The sequence below is a fragment of the Ruminococcus sp. 1001136sp1 genome, assembly GCF_039841815.1.
GTDB lineage: Bacteria > Bacillota > Clostridia > Lachnospirales > Lachnospiraceae > Blautia_A > Blautia_A faecis.
This window is the reverse complement of record NZ_JBDPGY010000002.1, coordinates 117,713-137,707: the sequence shown is the minus strand read 5'-3', so window position 1 is coordinate 137,707 and position 19,995 is coordinate 117,713. Positions and strand designations below refer to the sequence as shown.

General features: G+C 43.8%; 16 protein-coding genes. 2 read left to right on the top strand and 14 right to left on the bottom strand.

What is annotated here, in order from left to right; translation table 11 throughout:
- Positions 1–7: 7 nt before the first annotated feature.
- The 5 genes from ABHC48_RS02550 to ABHC48_RS02530 all read right to left on the bottom strand — a co-directional run bounded on the left by ABHC48_RS02550 (position 8) and on the right by ABHC48_RS02530 (position 5,640).
- Positions 8–1,051 (bottom strand): amidohydrolase family protein, encoded by a 1,044-nt coding sequence (locus ABHC48_RS02550; RefSeq protein WP_173773146.1) that lies wholly within the window; start codon positions 1,049–1,051, stop codon positions 8–10.
- A gap of 146 nt (positions 1,052–1,197) precedes the next feature.
- Positions 1,198–2,946, bottom strand: coding sequence for a hypothetical protein (locus ABHC48_RS02545; protein ID WP_173773147.1), 1,749 nt, complete (start codon positions 2,944–2,946; stop codon positions 1,198–1,200).
- A gap of 171 nt (positions 2,947–3,117) precedes the next feature.
- Positions 3,118–3,495 (bottom strand): hypothetical protein, encoded by a 378-nt coding sequence (locus ABHC48_RS02540; RefSeq protein ID WP_173773148.1) that lies wholly within the window; start codon positions 3,493–3,495, stop codon positions 3,118–3,120.
- Entirely contained in the window at positions 3,480–4,070 is a 591-nt protein-coding gene (locus ABHC48_RS02535) for a UbiX family flavin prenyltransferase (protein ID WP_173773149.1), read from the bottom strand. The genes ABHC48_RS02540 and ABHC48_RS02535 overlap by 16 nt, the downstream gene beginning before the upstream one ends.
- A gap of 109 nt (positions 4,071–4,179) precedes the next feature.
- The gene (locus ABHC48_RS02530; protein ID WP_195700336.1) at positions 4,180–5,640 is read right to left on the bottom strand and encodes a UbiD family decarboxylase; all 1,461 of its coding nucleotides are present in this window, start codon (positions 5,638–5,640) and stop codon (positions 4,180–4,182) included.
- Between the two features lie 218 nt (positions 5,641–5,858).
- Between ABHC48_RS02530 and ABHC48_RS02525 the strand changes: the two genes are divergently transcribed.
- Both ABHC48_RS02525 and ABHC48_RS02520 read left to right on the top strand, forming a co-directional pair.
- Complete coding sequence (locus tag ABHC48_RS02525; RefSeq protein WP_173773151.1) at positions 5,859–6,773, top strand: LysR family transcriptional regulator; 915 nt, start codon at positions 5,859–5,861, stop codon at positions 6,771–6,773.
- A gap of 76 nt (positions 6,774–6,849) precedes the next feature.
- Entirely contained in the window at positions 6,850–7,530 is a 681-nt protein-coding gene (locus ABHC48_RS02520; RefSeq protein ID WP_173773152.1) for a GTP pyrophosphokinase family protein, read from the top strand.
- A gap of 96 nt (positions 7,531–7,626) precedes the next feature.
- On the opposite strand, the gene ABHC48_RS02515 is transcribed toward ABHC48_RS02520, so the two are convergent.
- From ABHC48_RS02515 to ABHC48_RS02475, 9 genes are all read right to left on the bottom strand, one after another.
- Positions 7,627–7,956, bottom strand: a complete 330-nt coding sequence (locus ABHC48_RS02515; protein ID WP_173773153.1) for a hypothetical protein — start codon at positions 7,954–7,956, stop codon at positions 7,627–7,629.
- Between the two features lie 564 nt (positions 7,957–8,520).
- Entirely contained in the window at positions 8,521–9,528 is a 1,008-nt protein-coding gene (locus tag ABHC48_RS02510; protein WP_173717952.1) for a dipeptide ABC transporter ATP-binding protein, read from the bottom strand.
- Positions 9,521–10,573: an ABC transporter ATP-binding protein gene (locus ABHC48_RS02505; RefSeq protein WP_334285095.1), complete on the bottom strand. Its 1,053-nt coding sequence runs from the start codon at positions 10,571–10,573 to the stop codon at positions 9,521–9,523. The genes ABHC48_RS02510 and ABHC48_RS02505 overlap by 8 nt, the downstream gene beginning before the upstream one ends.
- A gap of 152 nt (positions 10,574–10,725) precedes the next feature.
- Positions 10,726–12,468: an ABC transporter permease gene (locus ABHC48_RS02500; protein ID WP_227198966.1), complete on the bottom strand. Its 1,743-nt coding sequence runs from the start codon at positions 12,466–12,468 to the stop codon at positions 10,726–10,728.
- Between the two features lie 10 nt (positions 12,469–12,478).
- Complete coding sequence (locus tag ABHC48_RS02495) at positions 12,479–13,465, bottom strand: ABC transporter permease (protein WP_173717951.1); 987 nt, start codon at positions 13,463–13,465, stop codon at positions 12,479–12,481.
- A 197-nt stretch (positions 13,466–13,662) separates the two neighbouring features.
- Complete coding sequence (locus ABHC48_RS02490; RefSeq protein WP_173717950.1) at positions 13,663–15,963, bottom strand: ABC transporter substrate-binding protein; 2,301 nt, start codon at positions 15,961–15,963, stop codon at positions 13,663–13,665.
- Between the two features lie 202 nt (positions 15,964–16,165).
- Complete coding sequence (locus ABHC48_RS02485; protein WP_173717949.1) at positions 16,166–16,735, bottom strand: hypothetical protein; 570 nt, start codon at positions 16,733–16,735, stop codon at positions 16,166–16,168.
- 80 nt (positions 16,736–16,815) lie between these two features.
- Positions 16,816–18,492: a M3 family oligoendopeptidase gene (locus ABHC48_RS02480; protein WP_173717948.1), complete on the bottom strand. Its 1,677-nt coding sequence runs from the start codon at positions 18,490–18,492 to the stop codon at positions 16,816–16,818.
- A 192-nt stretch (positions 18,493–18,684) separates the two neighbouring features.
- A complete protein-coding gene (locus ABHC48_RS02475) occupies positions 18,685–19,989 on the bottom strand; it encodes a hypothetical protein (protein WP_173717947.1) in 1,305 nt (434 codons plus the stop codon).
- Positions 19,990–19,995: the final 6 nt, after the last annotated feature.

Sequence of the window (19,995 nt, the reverse complement as noted above, 5' to 3'; positions counted from 1 at the left end):
CTGTTGTTTAAAGCTTGTAGATGCTTCTTGCATTTTCACCAAGAATCTGGTTTTTCTCTTCTTCTGTAAGTTCCAGCTGTTGGATAAATTCCGGTCCACCGGTCAGCCACTCTGCTCGTACCGGATAAGAGGTTCCAAAAATAATGTGGTCTGCACCGAGAATTTTCACTGCACATTCCAGCAGGTCTTTTCCCCAGGGCTGTGCATGGGATACTTCATAATAAATATTTTCCCGGATCTGGTCACAGAAACGGTCTGTATCTGTTTCAAAACGTTTTACGGTATCCTGCTGGGCACCTGCCGGTTTCCTACGGAACATGGAACTCAGGTATGAGAAAAATGCGCCTCCCAGCATGGAATGTACCAGTTTTACATCCGGGCACTCATCAAACAGCCCGCCAAATACTTCGCGGCCAATGGCAATGGTCTGATCCATACAGCGGCCATAGGAGCGACGCAGATTGGTGTAATCTGTAATGGACTGATGATCAACCGGGATGGGAGAATGATGGACATAGGCTGTCATTTTCATTTCATTCAGTTTCCGGAAAAAAGGACGGAAGATTTCGTCATCCAGATACTTGTTTCCATAATGGGAGGAAATCTGTACCCCAGTCATTCCCAGCTCTTTTACACAGCGTTCCAGCTCATAGAGAGCTTCTTTTCCACCATAAGGCGGAACCACTGCAAGTGCTGCAAATCTGCCATTTCCTTTTCTCACATGTTCTGCAAGACCATCGTTAAATTTTTTACACATTTCAAGGGAAAGCCAGGTGTGACAACAGGGAATCTTCAGGACGGCTTTCTTCACACCAGCCTTGTCCATATCTTCCAGCTGCTTTTCTATCCGGTATTCTCCCTGGACATAATTCAGGTTCTCACAGCCTTTGGGTTCCTCCAGCACGATCTGTTTCTTTGTGGTGCCCGGGATTTCTTCGCATCTTGCATGCACTCCATATACTTCCGGAATACATCTCATAAACTCTTCCAACATTTTTTCATTGGTGAATAATTCTTCCGGAAGCCAGTACATATTCGCATCAATTGTCATTTTGGTTCCTCCTTACAATTTATAGAATATTGATAACCAGCTTTCTTATAGTCTGAATTATATCTAAGATGTTTTGCACAAGCAATTCGATTCCATTTTGCATTTATCCGCAACATGCATAAATAGGAAATTATACAAGCTCTAACCTATTTGCTTCCTCCAAGATAGCCTTCATTTACAAAGGTCTGCCACGGCCAGCGTCCGTGCATTTCCCAGTTTTCCCCAATTATATATCCTGGCTGTGCTGTGATTCCGGTACAATCAGCCGGATCAAGAGGCATATCGTCTGCATTGTCATATACTTTATCACAGGTATAGGTAGTGCCATCTACTTCTACCTCTTCAGTCTGGTCATAGACTCTGGCAAAAGATCCGGTGTTGTCCACGATCTGACACTGATTGTCCTCTCTGGAATCAAACTTAGCCGCCTCATCTGCCGCTTCCGTAAACATTCCATTACCATTCTCGTCAGTTGCATAATACTTCACAACACCATTTTCATCTGTATAAGTCAGAATATAAACCGGAATCTTAAATGCCTGCTCCCAGTCTGTCAGATTGTCCACACCATAGTAGGTCCATTTCTGTGTTCCTTCCATTCCACCGCTCATGACATAATAAGCATATACACTTGCAATGTCATAATCGTGGGAAATGGTATCACCCACCGTATATTTCTGTGAATCCCATTCCATTTTGGCAGTATTGATATCTACAGTCATCGTCTTATATACCGGAATATTGGCCCAGTAAATATAATTGACCGTGATCACTGTTTTATCTTTATCTGTTTTCACTGTAAAATCTTTTCCCGGCTCCAGAACCAGCTCATCCCCATAATCACTGCGCATGGTAAGTGCAAAGTCATCTTCTGTAAGTGCGGAAGCATCAAAATCAACAGGCCATTTAATATCCAGATCATCCGGATAAGGATCACACAAAACAGGTTCCCCGCCTTCTGTATCAGTAGTCCAAAGAGGCTGTGTATCATTAATCAGACTTCCGTTGCTTTCGATGGTGAAGGTTCGTCCAAAGGAATATACATGAATCCGGAAAGTAGTTTCTTTAAGCGGCAGGCCGTTATAGGTAAGACCGCCTACTCCGATATTAATATAATAATTTCCGTTTCCGTCACCGCCAAGAGGTGAGAAGTCTCCCTGAAGCTGTTCTGGTGTTACAGTATAAATATTTTTTCCATCTGTCCATTCTCCGGACAAAGTTCCTTCTTCAAACTGGAAATCTGTAAGATAATAACCATCTCCATCTCTTAACGTCACATAAGAGGAGCTGCTGTCGATCATTTCATCATTTACGTCATCCAGTTTCAGAGCAACCGTCACCTTATCTTCCTGAAATGTTGTTTCATTTTTCTCTCTTGTTGCTTCCACAGTTCCTTCAATCTGAACCTCCGGGATCGTATAAGAACCAGCCTTTTCTGAAGCCGGAACATACTGTCCGTGGTTATCCCCCTCCACAACTAGCGGGATTCCACCATTTGGCATTACATAAAAATCTGCAGAACCATTGGTAGAAAAGCCTTCTATCTTTGATGCATCAACTGTGATATCCAGTTCAAAGTCCTCTCCATTTACTGCAAATGCAATTCCACTATTGTTTACAAAAACAGGTTCTCCCGCTTCATTTACAAACCATCCGGTTACATCTGTGTTATCATCCACATCAAATTGCCATCCTTCTTTTGCTTTCAGGCGGATGGTGTAGATACTTGTGTCTTTAATATTTACTTCATCTGCATTCAGAGAAGAAAAATACATATTTCCTTCTTCCTCAGGGCTTTTTTCTTCAGCCATTACTATACGTTCTCCAACAGCCGGTACTGTAAAAACGGTAAGCGAGCAGGCAGCTAATAATGCAATTACTATTCTTTTCTTCATTTGTTTCTCCTTCTGTTGTGCGCATTTGTTTTATTTGGCCAAATTTTACTCTTGCAGCATGTTTATTTTGTTGATATTGATATCTTATCATTCTGTTCTTCCAATAATCAATTCGTATTTTTGTTCACACACTGCACTTTTTGCATAAATGAAACTATCTTTTCACATTTTTTAATTAAGTTCGCTTATTAACATTTCTTCCAATTGCTCTGCAGCAATTCTTACTTCGTTTATCTGCTCCGCTGTAATATTCTCCAAATGAACCCCACCAGTGCATACCACTGTTTTTCCACATGTCCTGCATACATCTTCAGCCAACATACGACATATGCTCTCGTCTTTATGCCCGGTAAGATTCATCACAGAGGACGTGACACTTCTCTCCCCATTTCCGGAAAGGGAAGGTCTTGGCACTGCCATAACCGTACAGCCAATATGAGGTTTATCGCCGCCTTGTATGTATAACAAAATGTCTTCTCCGATTTTTGCAGCCCCGGCTTCTATATCAAAATCTGGCGTGCTGATTTTTTTTACTACAGTCCATTCCATCGTTTGTACTCCTTTGCTTCTATTCCAAATGGTTCCAGAAGCTTCGCGGCAATGTGATATACCATTTCATCTATGTTCTCCGGCTTCTGGTAAAAGGTCAACATCGGCGGGATTATGTGGACACCCGGAATCATGGATAAGTCATAGAGATTCCGCAAATGTATCGCACTCATGGGCGTTTCCCTTGCAGCAAGAACCAGAGGGCGTTGTTCCTTCAAGATTACGTCTGCCGCCCTCAGAAGAAGGTTGTCTGCATATCCGCTGTGAATTCCGGCTACTGTTTTCATAGAGCAGGGAACAACCAACATCCCACAGGTTTTAAAAGAACCACTTGCAGGTTTTGCACCAATTTCTTCTGGTTCCAGGCAATAATCTGCCAGCTTCTTGATTTCTTCCACAGACAGCTTGCTTTCCTGCTGACAGGTCAGCTCACCACTTTTAGTCAGAACCAGCCAGGATTCGTAATCTTCCTCTTCTTTTATCAATTCCAGACATTTTTGCAAAACCGGAATTCCGCTTGCACCTGTTGCACCTATGATTAATCTTTTTTTCTCTTTTGAAATCTTCTTAATCATTTTATTTTCTATTATTCTCATTTCCAATATTGTTTTTCGCCATTACGATTCTGATATTTTTTTATCAGGAATCTTTTCAATTGTTACTTATCATCAATATTTTCCCATTCTATAACCAACGTGAAGGATCCACTTCCATAAATTCAGCCCGCGTAAACCTGCCCTTTTCCCTATACGGTACTGTACAGTCAAAAATAGTTTTGCATGCAATTCCATGGTCTTTTATACCTGGTGAACAGGAGGGAGCATTGGATGGATCCAGCGGATGGCATCTGACACCCGGAATAGTAATAATATCTGCATCCCCCTGGAATCTGGTATTCATTGCCCACAGCACATCATTCATATCAAAGCAGTCCACATCTTCATCTACAAGAAACACATGCTTCAGCTCACTAAATGCAGAAAATGCCAGCAGAGCAGCCTGCCGCTGCCTTCCCTCATCACTTGCAGATAACTTTTTGAATTGGAGCACAGCCATATATTTTCCACCACCAGCTGAACAACAGTATACATTTTGAAGTCTTCCTGGCATTGCCTTTTCCACCATTCCATAAATGCTTGCCTCTGTAGGGATTCCTGCCATTGACACATGCTCCTCACTTGGGCCAATGCAGGTCTGCATGACAGGATTCTTCCGATGTGTTACTGCCTTTACCTTGATCAGCCAGCATTCTTCACTTGCTGGTCCGGTATACCCAGGAAATTCCGGCATGGCATATCCGGTATGACTGTTCTGATCTTCTTTTACCCGCACATGAGGAATCACTTCTCCTTCAATCACATATTCCGCATTTGCAATTGCCATTTCTTTTATGGAAACGCATTTGCAAAGCCGTACCGGTTCTTTGCGGATTGCCCCTGCTACCGAAAGTTCATCATAGCCTAGCGGTGTTGTAGGCGGTTCAAAACAGGAACCGATTTCTATAGCCGGATCCACACCAATACTAATAGAAATAGGTAAAGTCTTATTCAGTTCTTCTGCCCGTTCTGCCATTGCCCCAATATGTCTCGCACCTGGGGTAAAGAATATAGACAATTCATCTTTTCCCTGTATGCAAAGCCGGTGAATCGTCACATCATGAACGCCTGTATCCGGATGGGTTGCATAACACATTCCCAGGGTAATGTAAGGTCCCGCATCCACAGGAGTATTAGTCGGAGCCGGAATCAGTTTATACAGGTCAAAATCCGGTTCATCTGCCTTATGAATCACTTCCTGGCAAGGAGCTGGCGTGAAGATTTCCACTGGCGGTATGGGTTCTGCCACACTTTGATACAGCATTTTTCCAAGATTTTCCGGTTCACAGCCAAGCAATACCGCTACTCTTTTTCTACTTGCAAGAAGGCCGATTGCCACTTTCGCCTTGGGATGATCTTTTATATTGTTAAAAATCATTGCGGGACCTTCTTTCGTAGGCCGTTTCACAGTCCCGCCAGCTCCCACATAACGGTAAACTCCAGCCAGCTCTGCCTTTGGATTTACTTCCACGTCTGTTTCTACCAGCTGTCCTGGTATTTCTTTTAGTAATTTTAATGCACTTCTTAAATCCCTGACCTGATTTTCCATGTGTTCTCCCTCTTTGTATAACATTTTATCTTGCTGCCTACTACAATTCATTTTTAATGCAATACTTCAGCAAGTGAGTTCTATTCCTGTATTACTATTTATTACGCAAGCTGTAACAATACCATTCCAGATATGAACATTTTATAATTCACTCTCTGGATATTCAATTCTGTTTATGGTACAATTGTTTCCAGATTGGAAACAAAAGGAGGCATCTCATGACATTTGAACAATTGGAATGTTTTATTTATGCCGTGCAGGAAAATACATTTTTTGATGCAGCAGAAGCACTTCATATCACACAGTCTTCTCTTTCCAAGCAGATAAAAAAAATGGAGCAGGAACTGGGTATCCAGCTTTTTGACAGAAGCAAGCGCTCCGCGGTTCTCACGCAGGCAGGCGAATTTTTTTATCCTGAGGCCCAAAAGCTTTCCCTTCAATATCAGAAGACCATTGCAAAAATGAAGGAATTTAATACCAGATTTTCTTCTTCCCTTTGCGTAGGAACTCTCCCGGTTCTTTCCCAGTATGGTCTCACACACTTTTTCCATCAGTTTGCCACTTTGCATCCTGAGATTTCCTTATCTCTATTTGAGGTGGAAGAGCCTGAGCTTATGGCTGGCTTTGAAAAGGGGCGTTTCGACTGTATCATCGCCAGGGAATCCATGATCACGGATCCTGACTGCATCTTTATCCCAATGGCTTCTGATACACTTTCCGTCATACTTCCCCTTTCCCATCCATTGGCACACAGGGACGAAATCTCTATTCATGAGATTTCCAGGGAAAGCTTTATTCTCATGCATCCCTACACTTCCATTCATCAACTGTGTCTCCGGCTTTTTGACGAAGCAGATATATGCCCACACATTCTTCGCACAGTACGCCTGGAGTCTATTATCAGCGCCGTTGAGGCTGGAGAAGGCATCAGCCTTTTTGCGCAAAAAAATTTTGACCTGTTTCAACACACCAGTATTGTTTCTGTTCCGTTGAAGGAAGCACCACCTCTGATAATCGGTGCTGTTTTTCATAGTTCCAAAAGTAATGCTTCAAAAAGTGCCATTCCTTCAAACACTGACCATTTACAACCAATAGAAATATTGCGTCTTTCCTGCTCTTCTTATATAATATGAGAAGAATTGACAAACAAGTGAAATACCAAATGGATTTTGAACAGTTAAATTTTGAAATAAAAAGAAAGGATTTACTATGACCGAAGAAGAAAAGAAAGTACCCTGGCTGGACACTCCTGACCCCCAGCGTTTTATTAATAATGCAGCGAAGTTCAGCGATCTGATGATGATGTACCGATGCGCTATCCGCGAAGTACAAACCAAGCTGGAAGTTCTTGATGATGAATTTTCAGTGGAATATAAGAGGAATCCTATTTCCTTTATTAAGACAAGAATTAAGAAACCAGAGAGTATTTACCGCAAGCTGCAGAAGCTGGGGTATGATTTTACAGCAGAAAATATTCAGGAACAGCTGAACGACGTCGCCGGAGTGCGAATCGTCTGTGCTTTTATAGATGATATTTATACGGTTGCTGATCTGATTGCCGGTCAGGATGATATTAAAGTTATTAAAATCAAGGATTATATCAAAAAACCAAAGCCAAATGGTTATCGTAGTTATCATATGATCATTGAAATCCCGGTATTCTTCTCCAAAGGGAAAACACCTATGCGGGTAGAACTTCAGATCCGTACAAATGGTATGGATTTCTGGGCTACGCTGGAGCATCAGCTGCGCTATAAAAAAGGAATTGAGGAACTGCCCGGATACGAAGATATCAGTGAGGAACTGTATCGCTCTGCACAGGCAGTGATTGAAATGGATAATGAGATGCAGCAGATTAAGAATAAGATTGGAATGTTTCATGATATTTGAGACAGGCTCAATCCACATAATTTTACGGCAGGCAAAATTAATTGTCTGCCGCTATTTTTTAGAAATATAACCTTTTTTTCTCTGATAAGATTTCTTTTATTTCAGCCACACGAATACGCAAAACAAAATAAATATAAATGCCGCACCGCCAAAGATCAGCCCCACAGTCAGCGACGCCTTCAACGAAAGCCAGATGATTCCTCTTCTTTCTTCCTTCGTCATCGGCGGATTCTGAAAAGCGCTCAGATCATCCGGTACTTCATTTTCCATTCCCGGTTCCGGTACTTTTACATCAAATTCTTTTCTGCTCTTAGATGGATCGCCAGGAAATATCTGCCATGGTCTTCTGGAATTCCAGGGCATACCATCCACATCCATATTGGCTACTGTGTAATCGGGCAATTCTTCTTTTTTTCTTTTTCCCATGTAGAACCTCCTGTTTTGCTATTTAATGTGTTGGTCGTTATTCCGGACGCGATTTCACAATGTATATTCACCGCCGCGCGTCGCAACGTTCCGGCAAGCTAATGACTAACTACGACTAAGACGCTCAGGAAAACCTTCGCGCCTAAGTCTCCGTAAGTCATGGATCTCGCCTCCACTAAAACCGCTCCTAAAATGCGCGGCTTGCGAATATACATTGCAAAATCGCTGGTTACTGGAAAGGGAAGAAAGAAACAGTAACGACAACAACGGGGGTGGGGGAAGTAGTTGGTATCCAGCAAGTCCCAGCCGACACACAGCATTTGGGCAATGTGTATTACTCCAGCGAGCCATTTCAGGCGCGTTCTTAGCGTAAGCGAAATCCAGCGCTTACGAAGACTTATGCGTGAGGGCTCTCCCGAACGCATTAGTCGCAGTTAGCGATTAGTTCGCTGGAGCGTTGCGCCGGCGAGTGAGTAATACACATTGTCCAAATGCGTCCCTCTTGAAGAACTTTTCAACAAACTAAATAGCAACAGACCAGGTAATCCCTGGCCTGCTTTATTCTTAGTCGTATAAATGGCAGCGCACCTTATGCCCGTTCCCCATATCCTTAACCTCAGGCACCTGATTCTTACAGATTTCCATGCACTTCCGGCATCTGGTATGGAACTTACATCCCTTAGGCGGATTCGCCGGGGATGGAATATTTCCCTCCAGAATGATACGGTTTCTCTTCAGATCCGGATCCGGCATTGGAATTGCAGAGAACAGAGCCTCTGTGTACGGATGAAGAGGATTTGCAAAAATATCTGATGTGGTACCAGTCTCCACAAGACCTCCCAGATACATAACGCCGATGGTATCGGAAATATGCTCTACAACGGAAAGATCATGAGAGATAAACAGATAAGTCAGATTTCTCTTCTCCTGAAGTTCCTTTAACAAGTTAATGATCTGAGCCTGTACGGAAACATCAAGCGCGGAAACCGGCTCGTCACACACAACGAACTCCGGATTCAATGCAAGTGCTCTCGCAATACAGATACGCTGTCTCTGTCCACCAGAGAACTCATGGGGATAACGGTCCTTATGATAAGACTGAAGTCCACAGTCATCCATGATCTTGGTCACATAATCTGCATATTCAGACTTTGGAACCAGGTTATGCTCTCTTACAGCTTCCCCGATGATCTCGCCAACCGGCAGTCTTGGAGAAAGGGAAGAATATGGATCCTGGAAAATGATCTGCATCTTGGTACGCATATCGCGCATTTCTTTATTGGAAAGACCATAAACATCTTTTCCATTGAAGAGAACCTGTCCGTCTGTTTTCTTAATCAGTCTTAAGATGGTTCTTCCTGTGGTAGATTTACCACATCCGGACTCTCCAACAAGTCCCATTGTTGTTCCTCTTTTTAAAGTAAAGGAAACATCATCAACTGCCTTTACGGCACCAACCTGCTTACCGAACATTCCACCCTTGATTGGGAAATATTTCTTAAGATGGGATACCTCCAGAATGTTATCGGACTGCTGATTCTTTGCATTTTCTGCTGTCTTATTCTCACTCATGAGTTTTTCCCCCTTCCCCTGGATGAACATTTGCCAGCCATCCTGCTTCCGGACGGTCTGCATAGCGGTAACAGCTTACTTCATGTGTAGGACTTAATTTAATCACGCCTGGATAGCTTCCCTGACACTTGTCACAGCTAAGCTCACAACGGTCACGGAAATAACAGTAATCCGGCATATCAATAGGGTTTGGAACCTTACCTGGAATACTGTAAAGCTTGTCAACCTTTTTGCCTACAACCGGTTTTGAACGCATAAGTCCAATGGTGTATGGATGAGACGGGTTCTTGAAGATCTCACTTGCAGTACCTTTTTCAACTACACGACCGGCATACATAACAACTACATAATCTGCCATCTCTGCAATAACCCCCAGGTCATGCGTAATCAGCATAATGGAAGAATTGATCTTATCTTTCAAGTTGCGCATCAGATCCAGGATCTGGGCCTGAATGGTAACATCAAGAGCTGTGGTAGGCTCATCAGCGATGATCAGTCTTGGATTACATGCAAGACCGATTGCGATACATACACGCTGACGCATACCACCGGAAAGCTCATGAGGATACATTTTATAAACGCCCTCACTGTTGGCGATTCCAACCAGCTTCAGCATTTCGATGGTTCTGGCCTTTACCTGCTCTTTGCTCATATCCGGATTGTGAAGCTTGGTGATCTCATCAACCTGCTCTCCAATGCGGAATACCGGGTTCAGTGCAGTCATAGGCTCCTGGAAAATCATGGAAAGCTCATTTCCGCGAAGCTTCTGCATTTCACTTGTAGGAGTGTTTACAATGTTGTAAACCTTGTCTCCGGTATTAAAACGGATTTCTCCTTCTACTGTCTGTCCCTGAGGACGCTGTACCAGCTGCATAAGGGAAAGGCTTGTTACAGACTTTCCACAACCAGACTCTCCAACAACACCAACTGTTTTTCCCTGAGGAATTTCAAAGCTTACACCATCCACGGCTTTAACCGTTCCGATATCTGTAAAGAAATAAGTATGAACATTGTCAAACTCAACTACGTTTTCCGGATTCTTCATGGTAGTGATATACTCTGACTCCGGAATATTCTTTCTGTTTCTCTTCTTCTCTATCTCATTGGTGATCTTTCGATTCTCTTTGGAGATTCTTTTGGTTTCCTTAGCTGAGATATAGTTTGCGTTTTTCTTACCAAATAATGCCATATTCGCACCTACCGTTTCATTTTCGGGTCAAATGCATCACGAAGACCATCACCCACAAAGTTAAATCCAAGAACGGTCAGCAGGATCAAAAATCCGGCCGGGATCCATACGAACCAGAAGTTGGTCAGTACGTATACATCATTTACCGCATTTACAATGTTACCCCAGGAAGCATATGGGAACTTAACACCGATTCCAAGGAAGCTAAGAGTTGCCTCCATCAGAATAACATCACCAAGTCCCATTGTTGCAATAACGATCAGCTGTGGGATAACGTTAGGGATCAGGTGGCGGAAAATACGTCTGGACACACGAACACCTGTCGCTTCTGTTGCAACCATGAACTCCTGCTCACGAAGGGAGAGGATCTGTCCACGTACCATACGGGCAATGCTTGGCCATCCCACGATACCCAGGATCGCACAAAGTGCATAAATACGGATTCGCGGATCGATCTTGTAATAATCCATAACAGAACCGATGATAATGTACAGCGGCATTGCTGGGATACAGATAACAACATCAACCACACGCATGAGAATGGTATCTACCCATCCTCCAAAATAACCGGAAATACCACCGATGAGAATACCGATGATACCTTCGATAATGATAACAACGAAACCGATCATCAGGGAGATACGTCCGCCATACATCAGTCTGGTAAGCATATCCATACCGTTTCCGTCAGTTCCTACCAAGTGCTTCTTACTTGGAGCTGCATAGGTATCGTTGACAGTAGTCTCTTTCTGGTTACGGACTACATACTGTGTATTCTTTGTCTGAAGCTGATAGGTCTCCTCCTCACCATTCTCATTGAGAGCGGTAAATGTGGAGGCTTTCTCTGTGATTGCCTGCTCCACTGCCTCTTTAAAAGAAAGGGAAAGGAATACACCGTTTGCCTGCGGGGATACCAGAAGACCGGAAACTGTTGCATAAACCTCGCCGTCTTTGGTGATCTCTGTAGCAGTCTCACCTTCTAAAGTGCTCATCTCATACTTTACGCCATCGCACTCAAAAGAAGACTCGCCATTTTCCAGGGCATCCAGTGCAAGCTGCTGGAATTCAAATCCAAGCTGTGCATCGCTGGTGGCTGCGCTGAAGACCTTCTTTGTTGCAAAAGCAACTTCTCCGGAAATGGTGATCAGATTCTCACGTCCGGACTTCTCAATGGAATAAGTAATGCCGTCCACCTCAAAGGTATCTTCATCATTACTTACTGCTTCTTCATAGCCTTCTTTGATGTCATCTGTTACTTCTGCATCTCCAGCCGGTTTATAGGTGGATTTGCCTTTCAGGGTAAGAACTGTGGCAACCGGCTCTGCGGAGTAAATCGCCCAGTATTCTTCGCCTTTATTTTCAAGTCCGTAAGTTACACCATCTGCCTCAAAAGTCGCATCCCCTTTGTTGGTTGCAAGAATGAACTTCTGCTGTCCGGCTGCCGGGAACTCGCTTCCGTCTGCTGTTTCAAAAATATATGCTTTATTATAGGTAGCTCCTGCATAATCCTTCCATACGTGGTCGGTTTTACGGAACACCTGGCTCTCACCATAGGGACTGACCATACCTCCAATGAATGAGAACACAAACATTGTTACCAGAATTACAAGTCCTGCCACAGCCAGCTTATTGCGGAAAAATCTCTTGGCAACAAGCATTCCAGGGGAGAGGACTTTTACACGCTGCTCATCATCCAGTGCCTGGGAGGTACTGACATGATCGTCTTTTTTCTTTGTTGGATCTGTACTCATGTTTTTCCTCCTAATTTACTCGTACCCTTGGATCTGCCACAGCGTACAGGATGTCTGCGATCAGATTGCCGGTCAATGTAAGAAATGCCAGAAATACCATATAGAACATGGTAAACGGAATATCACCCTGGGTCAGTGCCTGATAGGATGTGTATCCGATTCCCGGGATCTGGAACAAAGTCTCTGTGATCATGGCTCCGCCAAACAGGTTTGGAAGTGTACTTCCAAGGATGGTGATGATCGGAATCAGAGTATTTCGGAACGCATGGTGATAGACCACCTTCTTCTCCGGTACACCCTTAGCTCTTGCAGTACGGATGTAGTCTGCATTTAATACCTCCAGCATGTTGGTTCTGGTGTAACGCATCAGGGAACCAACGCTGACGATGGTCAGGGTGATCACCGGAAGGATCAGATGCTGCGCCATATCCAGTACCTTTCCAACGCTGCCGTAAGACTCATGCATACGGCTTACAATACCATACAGGTCCACCCATTTCAGATTGATGGAGAAGATCCATTTCAAAATAGTGGCAAAGAAGAAAGACGGCAGGGAAATACCGATGAGGGCAAACACTGTCACCGCATAGTCTACTTTGCTGTACTGCTTGGTGGCCGATATGATTCCCAGAGGGATTGCAATGATGATCTCCAACAGGAACGAGGCCAGCGCCAGTACAAAGGAATACCAGATTACACTGGAGAATTTCTTGGTTACCGGCTGATGGAAGATCCAGGATTCTCCAAACTCACCGTGAAGTGCTTTTCCAAGCCATACAAAATATCCTTCCAGGACCGGCTTATCCAGTCCATAGGAGGCATTTAATTCCGCAACCAGCTCATCATAAGGCTTAGCGCCCTGTTTCATGGACATGTCGCGGGCTCTTCCTTCTACATAAGAGGTAGGAAGGCTTCTCTCAATTGAGTAAATGATCATGGAAACGAAGAACAGAATCATCGCTCCCAGAAGTACACGACGTACAATAAATTTCTTCATTTAGTTTATCTGTCCTTTCCAGTATCAGGGTAAGAAGTTCTGACTGTGATGTTCTTACTGGCAGTGTGTCCTGCCGGTTCTGGCTGTATGCAATGCCCCGGCACACATCAGTACCCAAGGCATACTGCCAGTAAGGCAGTGGGCTCACTTGTTAGGGTGAGCCCACTGCACTAGTCTGACTTCTTCAGTTTATACCTTTAGTTCATCTCGATGTTCTCGATATCTTTATACCAATAATAGAATGTAGAAACATCTTTTGTAAAGGTATCTGCATTTACACGCTCAGGGCTGTAGATAATGCAGTTCTGTCTCTGATATACCGGAATCTCAACTGCCCAGTCAAGAATGATATCCAGGCACTGTTTGTAAACAGATTTTCTGTATTCCTGATCTGCGGAAGAACGAGCGTCGATAATATCCTGATCCAGTGTAGCGTCATTGATGTGGTAGTAGTTACTCTTTACGCTCTCGCTGTGGTATGTCTGATACATATCAGGATCGATTGTTGCCTGCCATGCAGCTGCCCACATTTCTGCTGTACCTGCATTTAAAGCATCCCACATGATGTTAGAGTCTGTAACGTCATTGATCTCAAGTGTGAATCCGATGGACTCAAGTGCTGCCTTAGCATCTGTAAGGATTGCAAAGCTTGGGTGATCTCCACTTCCGTCAGCGCCGATGATGATCTCATAGGACATCTTAGCACCTTCCGGAGCTGCTGTTACTTTGCCATCTTCTACAGTGTAGCCAGCTGCCTCAAGGTAGCCAAGAGCTGCCTGTGTAGCTGCTGCAAATTTCTCATCATCAGACATGTCGTCTGTGTAAAGCGGATTTCCGTCAACATCTACAGAGTAAGCTGCCTTATAATCTGCATCAGATTTCTGAGGAGCTGCCCAGGATGTATTGGAGATCGGGTAGTTGATTACGGAAGCAGCATCGCCATAGTAGGAATCGATTGCTACGTCACGATATACAGCAAATACAGTTGCAATTGCTTTTCTTAAATCCTTGGATGCATCAGAGCTTCCATCATCACCAACTTTTACAGTGTTAGAGTTGATACCGATGTATCCATATCCAAGGTTGTCTGTTGCGTTAACCATGATCTTGTCGCCATCAAGCTCGCCGTTGCTGTTGATGCTCTTGATCTGGTCAAATGCAGATTTGCTTCCGGATGGATCGGAAAGGTCGATTGTACCCTGCTCAACACCGGCAATCTTATCTGCGTCGGAAGTCTCTCTCCACTGAAGGTACTTGATCTTAGGAGCACCTTTGTAGTAGTTCTCGTTTGCTTCCAGATATACGGTCTTGTTCTCATATTTCACAAATTTGTAAGGACCTGCACCAAGTGGCTGGTTTGCTTTGTCACGTACTGCGGAAAGGTCGCCTCTTGTGAAACCGAACTGATTGTTGTCATAGTCATAAAGAGAAGCATCACCATAGTAATGCATTGGCTCAACGATTACGCCAAGATTGTAGATTGTAGTAGCAGAGAATCCGTCTGTTGTGATCTCAACTTCGTAATCGCCAAGTTTCTTGATTCCTTCGATGTTAGCAACTTCCTCGCCCTCACCTGCAGCAGTTTTCTGCTCTACCAGGTATTCCTGTGCAATTGTTGTAGCATCTTCATTGAAATATTCCTCATCGCCGTATGCAGTTGCAAGAGCTACATAATCTGTACCATACTGGTCAGCGATCTCATTAATGATTGTATCCTGGTCTTTGCCGTCTACGCTGTAGCCGTCTTCGGTAGCGTAGAGCATTGCGAAGAATTCGTCACCGCTTGCAACACCGTAAGCGTCTGCGTAATCTTCCCATGAAGTCTGTGCCCAGTCATACTCAGAGGTAAGAAGCGGAACGATCAGGTCAGATTTCACCTTCTCTGCTACTTCGTCTGGCATGTCAGCTAATACATTTGCAACATCCTCATCTGTGATAGAGTCTGCTGCTGTGGAATTCAGACGGTAGTTCTTCATACCTTTGATATTGGTGGAATACAGAGTTGCATTTCCATCATAATCAGTATCTGAATATACATATAATGTGAAAATAAGGTCATCTGCGGTAAGCGGCTCACCATCAGAGAATTTTACATCATCGCGAAGTTTGATGTCATAAACAGTCTCATCCTCGCCCTGTGTAACTGTAATATCAGAAAGTCCTGTGTAAGTATACTCTGTTCCGTTATACTCAGTAGTCTCTCCCTCAATACCATTGTAGATAACAGCACCTGCGCGGTCGTTATCAAACAGATATGCTCCTACGATATCGGAGATCTGCTGATCCGGAACTGCTTCTGCGAACATTCCACAGAATTTCTCGGAGAAGTTGGTCTGTCCAACAACCAGCGGTGTATCGGAAGAACCTCCCTCAGTCTCTTCTGCTGCATCAGCTGTGTCTTCTGCAGCGTCTGCATCCTCAGCAAAAACAGGAACACTCACTGTTGATGCTGCCATGACACCTGTTAATAACAGGGCCATTAACTTCTTCTTGCTCATATCTTATCCTCCTTTTTTAAGATATTTTATTGTAACTATTCATCAGAGCCTGTTGGAGACTCCTGAGGCCAGCTACTACAGACAACCTGAAAATTTGTTGTCTTATACCTCTCTATTTTACCATGTTTTATTACATGTGCAATAGCTATATGGCGAAATATGTCTGGAATTTTGTCCATAATTGTCAAAAACTGAAAGATTTTTACTCAAAATTTGTAAATTTCGCTTTAATCTGCCAGTTTTGCGCAGTACTAACACTTCCCAGTGCTAAAATCATCACAGCGGCTGCCTCGAATAATAGTTCCCTTGTAAAAATAAGATTTTCGAAATCTTTTAACAAAAAAATCAGGTTTGCCACGCTTGTAAAAAGTCCCAGTACCGTGATGGCAATGCTGCACCTTACCGGACGCCGCACCCCTTTTTCATACTGTGCACAGGTCATATGCCCTATATGCTTTTCCGGGATTACCACCTGTGAGTGAGCTTTTCCCTCCTGCTGTCTGCAAAAAAGAAATAAGGAAGCACCTCCCATGATTCCATAGGAAACAGGGAATACTACCACCATATAGGGAAGCAATATCCAGAAGATCCTGCTTCCTTCATTGTTCAGCATCAGGCTGGCAAAATAGATCACAAGGGCGGCTGCCATAAGAACTGTATTGTTAAGGGCATGTCTTTTCAGCTCCTTCACTGACAGGCTGCTGCCATACCATTTTCCGGTATATTCAAATTTTTCCCCTCTCTGGCGGTAATCATTCCCATATTTTTTCACAATTCTTCCTCAACTTTCCTGTGAGTTCCCAATCTATTACCTGAAAGTGCTTTTCCTTCTCACAGTCTTTGCCTGATGACTCAACCCAGCTTCTTATCCAGCTCATCCACAATCTTCTGAATGCAGCCATCTGTAAATGGAACTGTAAGTCCCACCTGTTTCAGCATGGACGGATAGAAATCACTTGCAGAAAGCCGGCAAAGCTTCATATAATCAGCCCACGCAGCGTCATGATCTTTCTCCATGCGGATCTTAAACTGGAATGCACAAAGCTGTGCAAGTACATAATCAATATAGTAGAAAGGCATCTCAAAAATGTGGTGCTGTCTCTGCCAGTAGCCGCCTTCTTCCATAAACCTGCAGCCAGTGGAATCCATATATGGGCGGTACTCCTGCTCCAGCCTGTTCCATGCATCACGTCGCTCCTTAGGTGTAAGCTCCGGATTGCCGTATACAATGTGCTGGAATTCATCCACCATTGTTCCATAAGGAATAAAGTCGATGGCATCCTCAAGATGCATCTTGCGGTAATCATCGCCTCTTTCCCCGAAGAAAAGCTCGATCCATGGTTCCGCAAAGAATTCCATGGACATGGAATGGATTTCTGCTGTCTCCATGGTCAGATACCTGGAGTGATCGGTGATTGGATCCTTGCAGGATACATAACTCTGAAATGCATGTCCACACTCATGTGTGATTACATCCACGTCACCACTGGTTCCGTTAAAGTTTGCAAAAATAAACGGTACACCATAATCCGGAAGCTCCGTCATGTAACCACCGGTAGCCTTATTCTTACGTCCGAATACATCAAAAAGCTCATTCTCCATCATCATGTTGAAGAAATCCCTTGTCTCATCAGACATCTCCGTGTACATTTTGCGGCCGCTCTCAAGAATCTCCTCAGGAGTACCGATCGGCGCCGGATCTCCCTGTGGGAAATAAACACCCATATCATAATACCGAAGTGCATCTGCCCCAAGGCGTGCCTGACGGTTCTTGTGCATTCTGGAAGCTAACGGTACAAATACAGTCTTAATCTGCTCGCGAAGCTTCTGTACATCTTCCTTGGTATAAGAATTACGATTCATGCGGCAGTAGCCCATATCAATGTAATTCTCAAAGCCCAGCATCTGTGCCTGTCTGGTGCGGTTCTTCACCATCAGATCGTAGATTTCATCAAGCTCAGCCTGGTTCTCCTCAAAGAAGCCTGAAAAAGCATCCCATGCTTTCTTACGGGTATTCCGATCCTGGGAGCGCATATATTTACGCATAAGGGAAAGGTTCAGTTCTTCTCCTTCCCACATGATCTTGGCAGAAGCGATCAGCTTGCTGTAACGGGAAGCAAGGGCATTCTCCTCCTGCATCAGCGGAATCAGACTGTCATCGAAAGATTTCATCTCCAGTTCCATGGACTTAAATGCAACCGGTCCGATTTTCTCTTCCATATACTGACGATATGGAGTGGCAAAAAGTACTTTCTTATACTCATTTGTCACTGCGTTCAGTTCCGGGAGCTTCTCATCATAGTAGCTCTTCTCGCCGTCATAAAACTCATTTGTCACATCTCCATCCCTGCGGATATGGGCGATGGTGTAAAGAGTTCTCACGTGATCCATCAGCTTGTTAAATTCCTGATGAATCTCGAACTGCTCTTCTCCGCTCTTCGCAGAAGATGCGCGCTGGATAATCTCCTGTGCCTGTGCAATTACAGCTGGAAAATCCACACGAGTGTAAGGCATTTCTGAAAATTTCATCTCGTTCCTCCTTTATAGACACAAATGGGCGGACAAACTTCCTAAAGCTTATCTTCAGAATGCTGTCCGTCCATTGTCGCGTATTATTTACTATATCATAATCACATCTAAATTAAAAGGCTTAAATTTATAAAAAATGTTAATCAAAGAACATTATGACGTTGAAAGTGTGTTTTGCCAAATCTTCAGATTTTATTCAGCTACGCCTTCTTCTCCTTCTTCTACGATTTCCAGATCATCAAGCGTGTCATCTTCTTTGGATTCCTCTTCATCATACTCTTCTGGTGTATATGGAGTTTCTGTCACGTTTGCCTTTTCCAGAAGAAGCTCTGTTACCTTGCTCTCATAAAGGGCATTTACAAGCGTTTCCCGTGTATAAAGAGTCTCAAAATCAGCAGGACTCTCGCCATAGTAGTCAGCATACTCATTCACATAATTCACGTATTCATCTTCTGTTACCTCAATATTATTGGCTTCGGCATATGCACTGATGAAGAGGCGGCGGTTTACAAGATTTTTGGCTTCTTCTGCAATATCATCCTCTGTAACCCCGAACATATCCAGTACATCATTTACATCTCCGTCTTCCTCTACAAACATGGAATAACCGGAGAGTGCCTCTTCCCTGCATGCCTCAAACAGGTCGTCCGGATATTCTCCCGTAAACTCTGTACGTGCCAGGCAGGCAGAAATCAGATCTTCTGTCTCATCATAAGTACTCTGTTCCTCATAGGACTGCTCCAGATATTCTTTTACAGAAGCCTCATATTCTTCCTTCGTGTCATACCCGGTATAATTCTTCACATAATCCTCATCATATTCCGGAGTATTGGAAGCTGTAACATCTGTTATCTCCACTGAAAAGTCAACGGTTTTTCCCTGCCAGTCTTCCTGCCAGGTATCATCTCCGTACGTGATGCTGAAATCCAGTTTATCTCCAGTGGAAACACCTGTCAGCTTCTGGTCAAATTCTGCACCAAATTCTTCCTGTCCCAAGGTGATAAAAGTCTCTTCCGGCTCAGCAGCTTCCTCACCCTCCACAGTGGCAGTAAGATTCATATATACAATATTTCCGTCCTCGGAAGGTGCATTGGTAGACTGCTCATCACTGGCATCTGCCAGCTCTTCCTGGATCTCATCCTGTACCATATCGTCTGTGATCTCATAGGTATACCTGGTAACCTCTACACCATCATAATCTCCAAGAGTCACATAATCAGAAGCATTCTGAACCAGATATTCAGAAGGAGTAATGGGATCAAGAGCTGCTTCTTCCTCTGCATCATCTGCATCGATCACTTCATTATTCTCTACATCCTGTGAAAATTCAGGATCCAGTTCTTCTCCATCTTCATCCGGATCAGCAGCTGTCAGATCATCCTCTGCTGTGCTCTCCTGGGTAGTATTGTCCGTGTTTTTCTGCTGAGAAGCATTATCTCCACAGCCTGCAAATACTGTCATAGCTGCCAATGCAGCAAAAACATATCTTTTTTTCATATTTTT

Coding starts and splice junctions, on each gene's coding strand:
- ABHC48_RS02550 (WP_173773146.1), bottom strand. CDS start 1,051: ATGACAATTGATGCGAATATGTACTGGCTTCCGGAAGAATTATTCACC.
- ABHC48_RS02545 (WP_173773147.1), bottom strand. CDS start 2,946: ATGAAGAAAAGAATAGTAATTGCATTATTAGCTGCCTGCTCGCTTACC.
- ABHC48_RS02540 (WP_173773148.1), bottom strand. CDS start 3,495: ATGGAATGGACTGTAGTAAAAAAAATCAGCACGCCAGATTTTGATATA.
- ABHC48_RS02535 (WP_173773149.1), bottom strand. CDS start 4,070: ATGATTAAGAAGATTTCAAAAGAGAAAAAAAGATTAATCATAGGTGCA.
- ABHC48_RS02530 (WP_195700336.1), bottom strand. CDS start 5,640: ATGGAAAATCAGGTCAGGGATTTAAGAAGTGCATTAAAATTACTAAAA.
- ABHC48_RS02525 (WP_173773151.1), top strand. CDS start 5,859: ATGACATTTGAACAATTGGAATGTTTTATTTATGCCGTGCAGGAAAAT.
- ABHC48_RS02520 (WP_173773152.1), top strand. CDS start 6,850: ATGACCGAAGAAGAAAAGAAAGTACCCTGGCTGGACACTCCTGACCCC.
- ABHC48_RS02515 (WP_173773153.1), bottom strand. CDS start 7,956: ATGGGAAAAAGAAAAAAAGAAGAATTGCCCGATTACACAGTAGCCAAT.
- ABHC48_RS02510 (WP_173717952.1), bottom strand. CDS start 9,528: ATGAGTGAGAATAAGACAGCAGAAAATGCAAAGAATCAGCAGTCCGAT.
- ABHC48_RS02505 (WP_334285095.1), bottom strand. CDS start 10,573: ATGAAGAATCCGGAAAACGTAGTTGAGTTTGACAATGTTCATACTTAT.
- ABHC48_RS02500 (WP_227198966.1), bottom strand. CDS start 12,468: ATGAGTACAGATCCAACAAAGAAAAAAGACGATCATGTCAGTACCTCC.
- ABHC48_RS02495 (WP_173717951.1), bottom strand. CDS start 13,465: ATGAAGAAATTTATTGTACGTCGTGTACTTCTGGGAGCGATGATTCTG.
- ABHC48_RS02490 (WP_173717950.1), bottom strand. CDS start 15,963: ATGAGCAAGAAGAAGTTAATGGCCCTGTTATTAACAGGTGTCATGGCA.
- ABHC48_RS02480 (WP_173717948.1), bottom strand. CDS start 18,492: ATGAAATTTTCAGAAATGCCTTACACTCGTGTGGATTTTCCAGCTGTA.
- ABHC48_RS02475 (WP_173717947.1), bottom strand. CDS start 19,989: ATGAAAAAAAGATATGTTTTTGCTGCATTGGCAGCTATGACAGTATTT.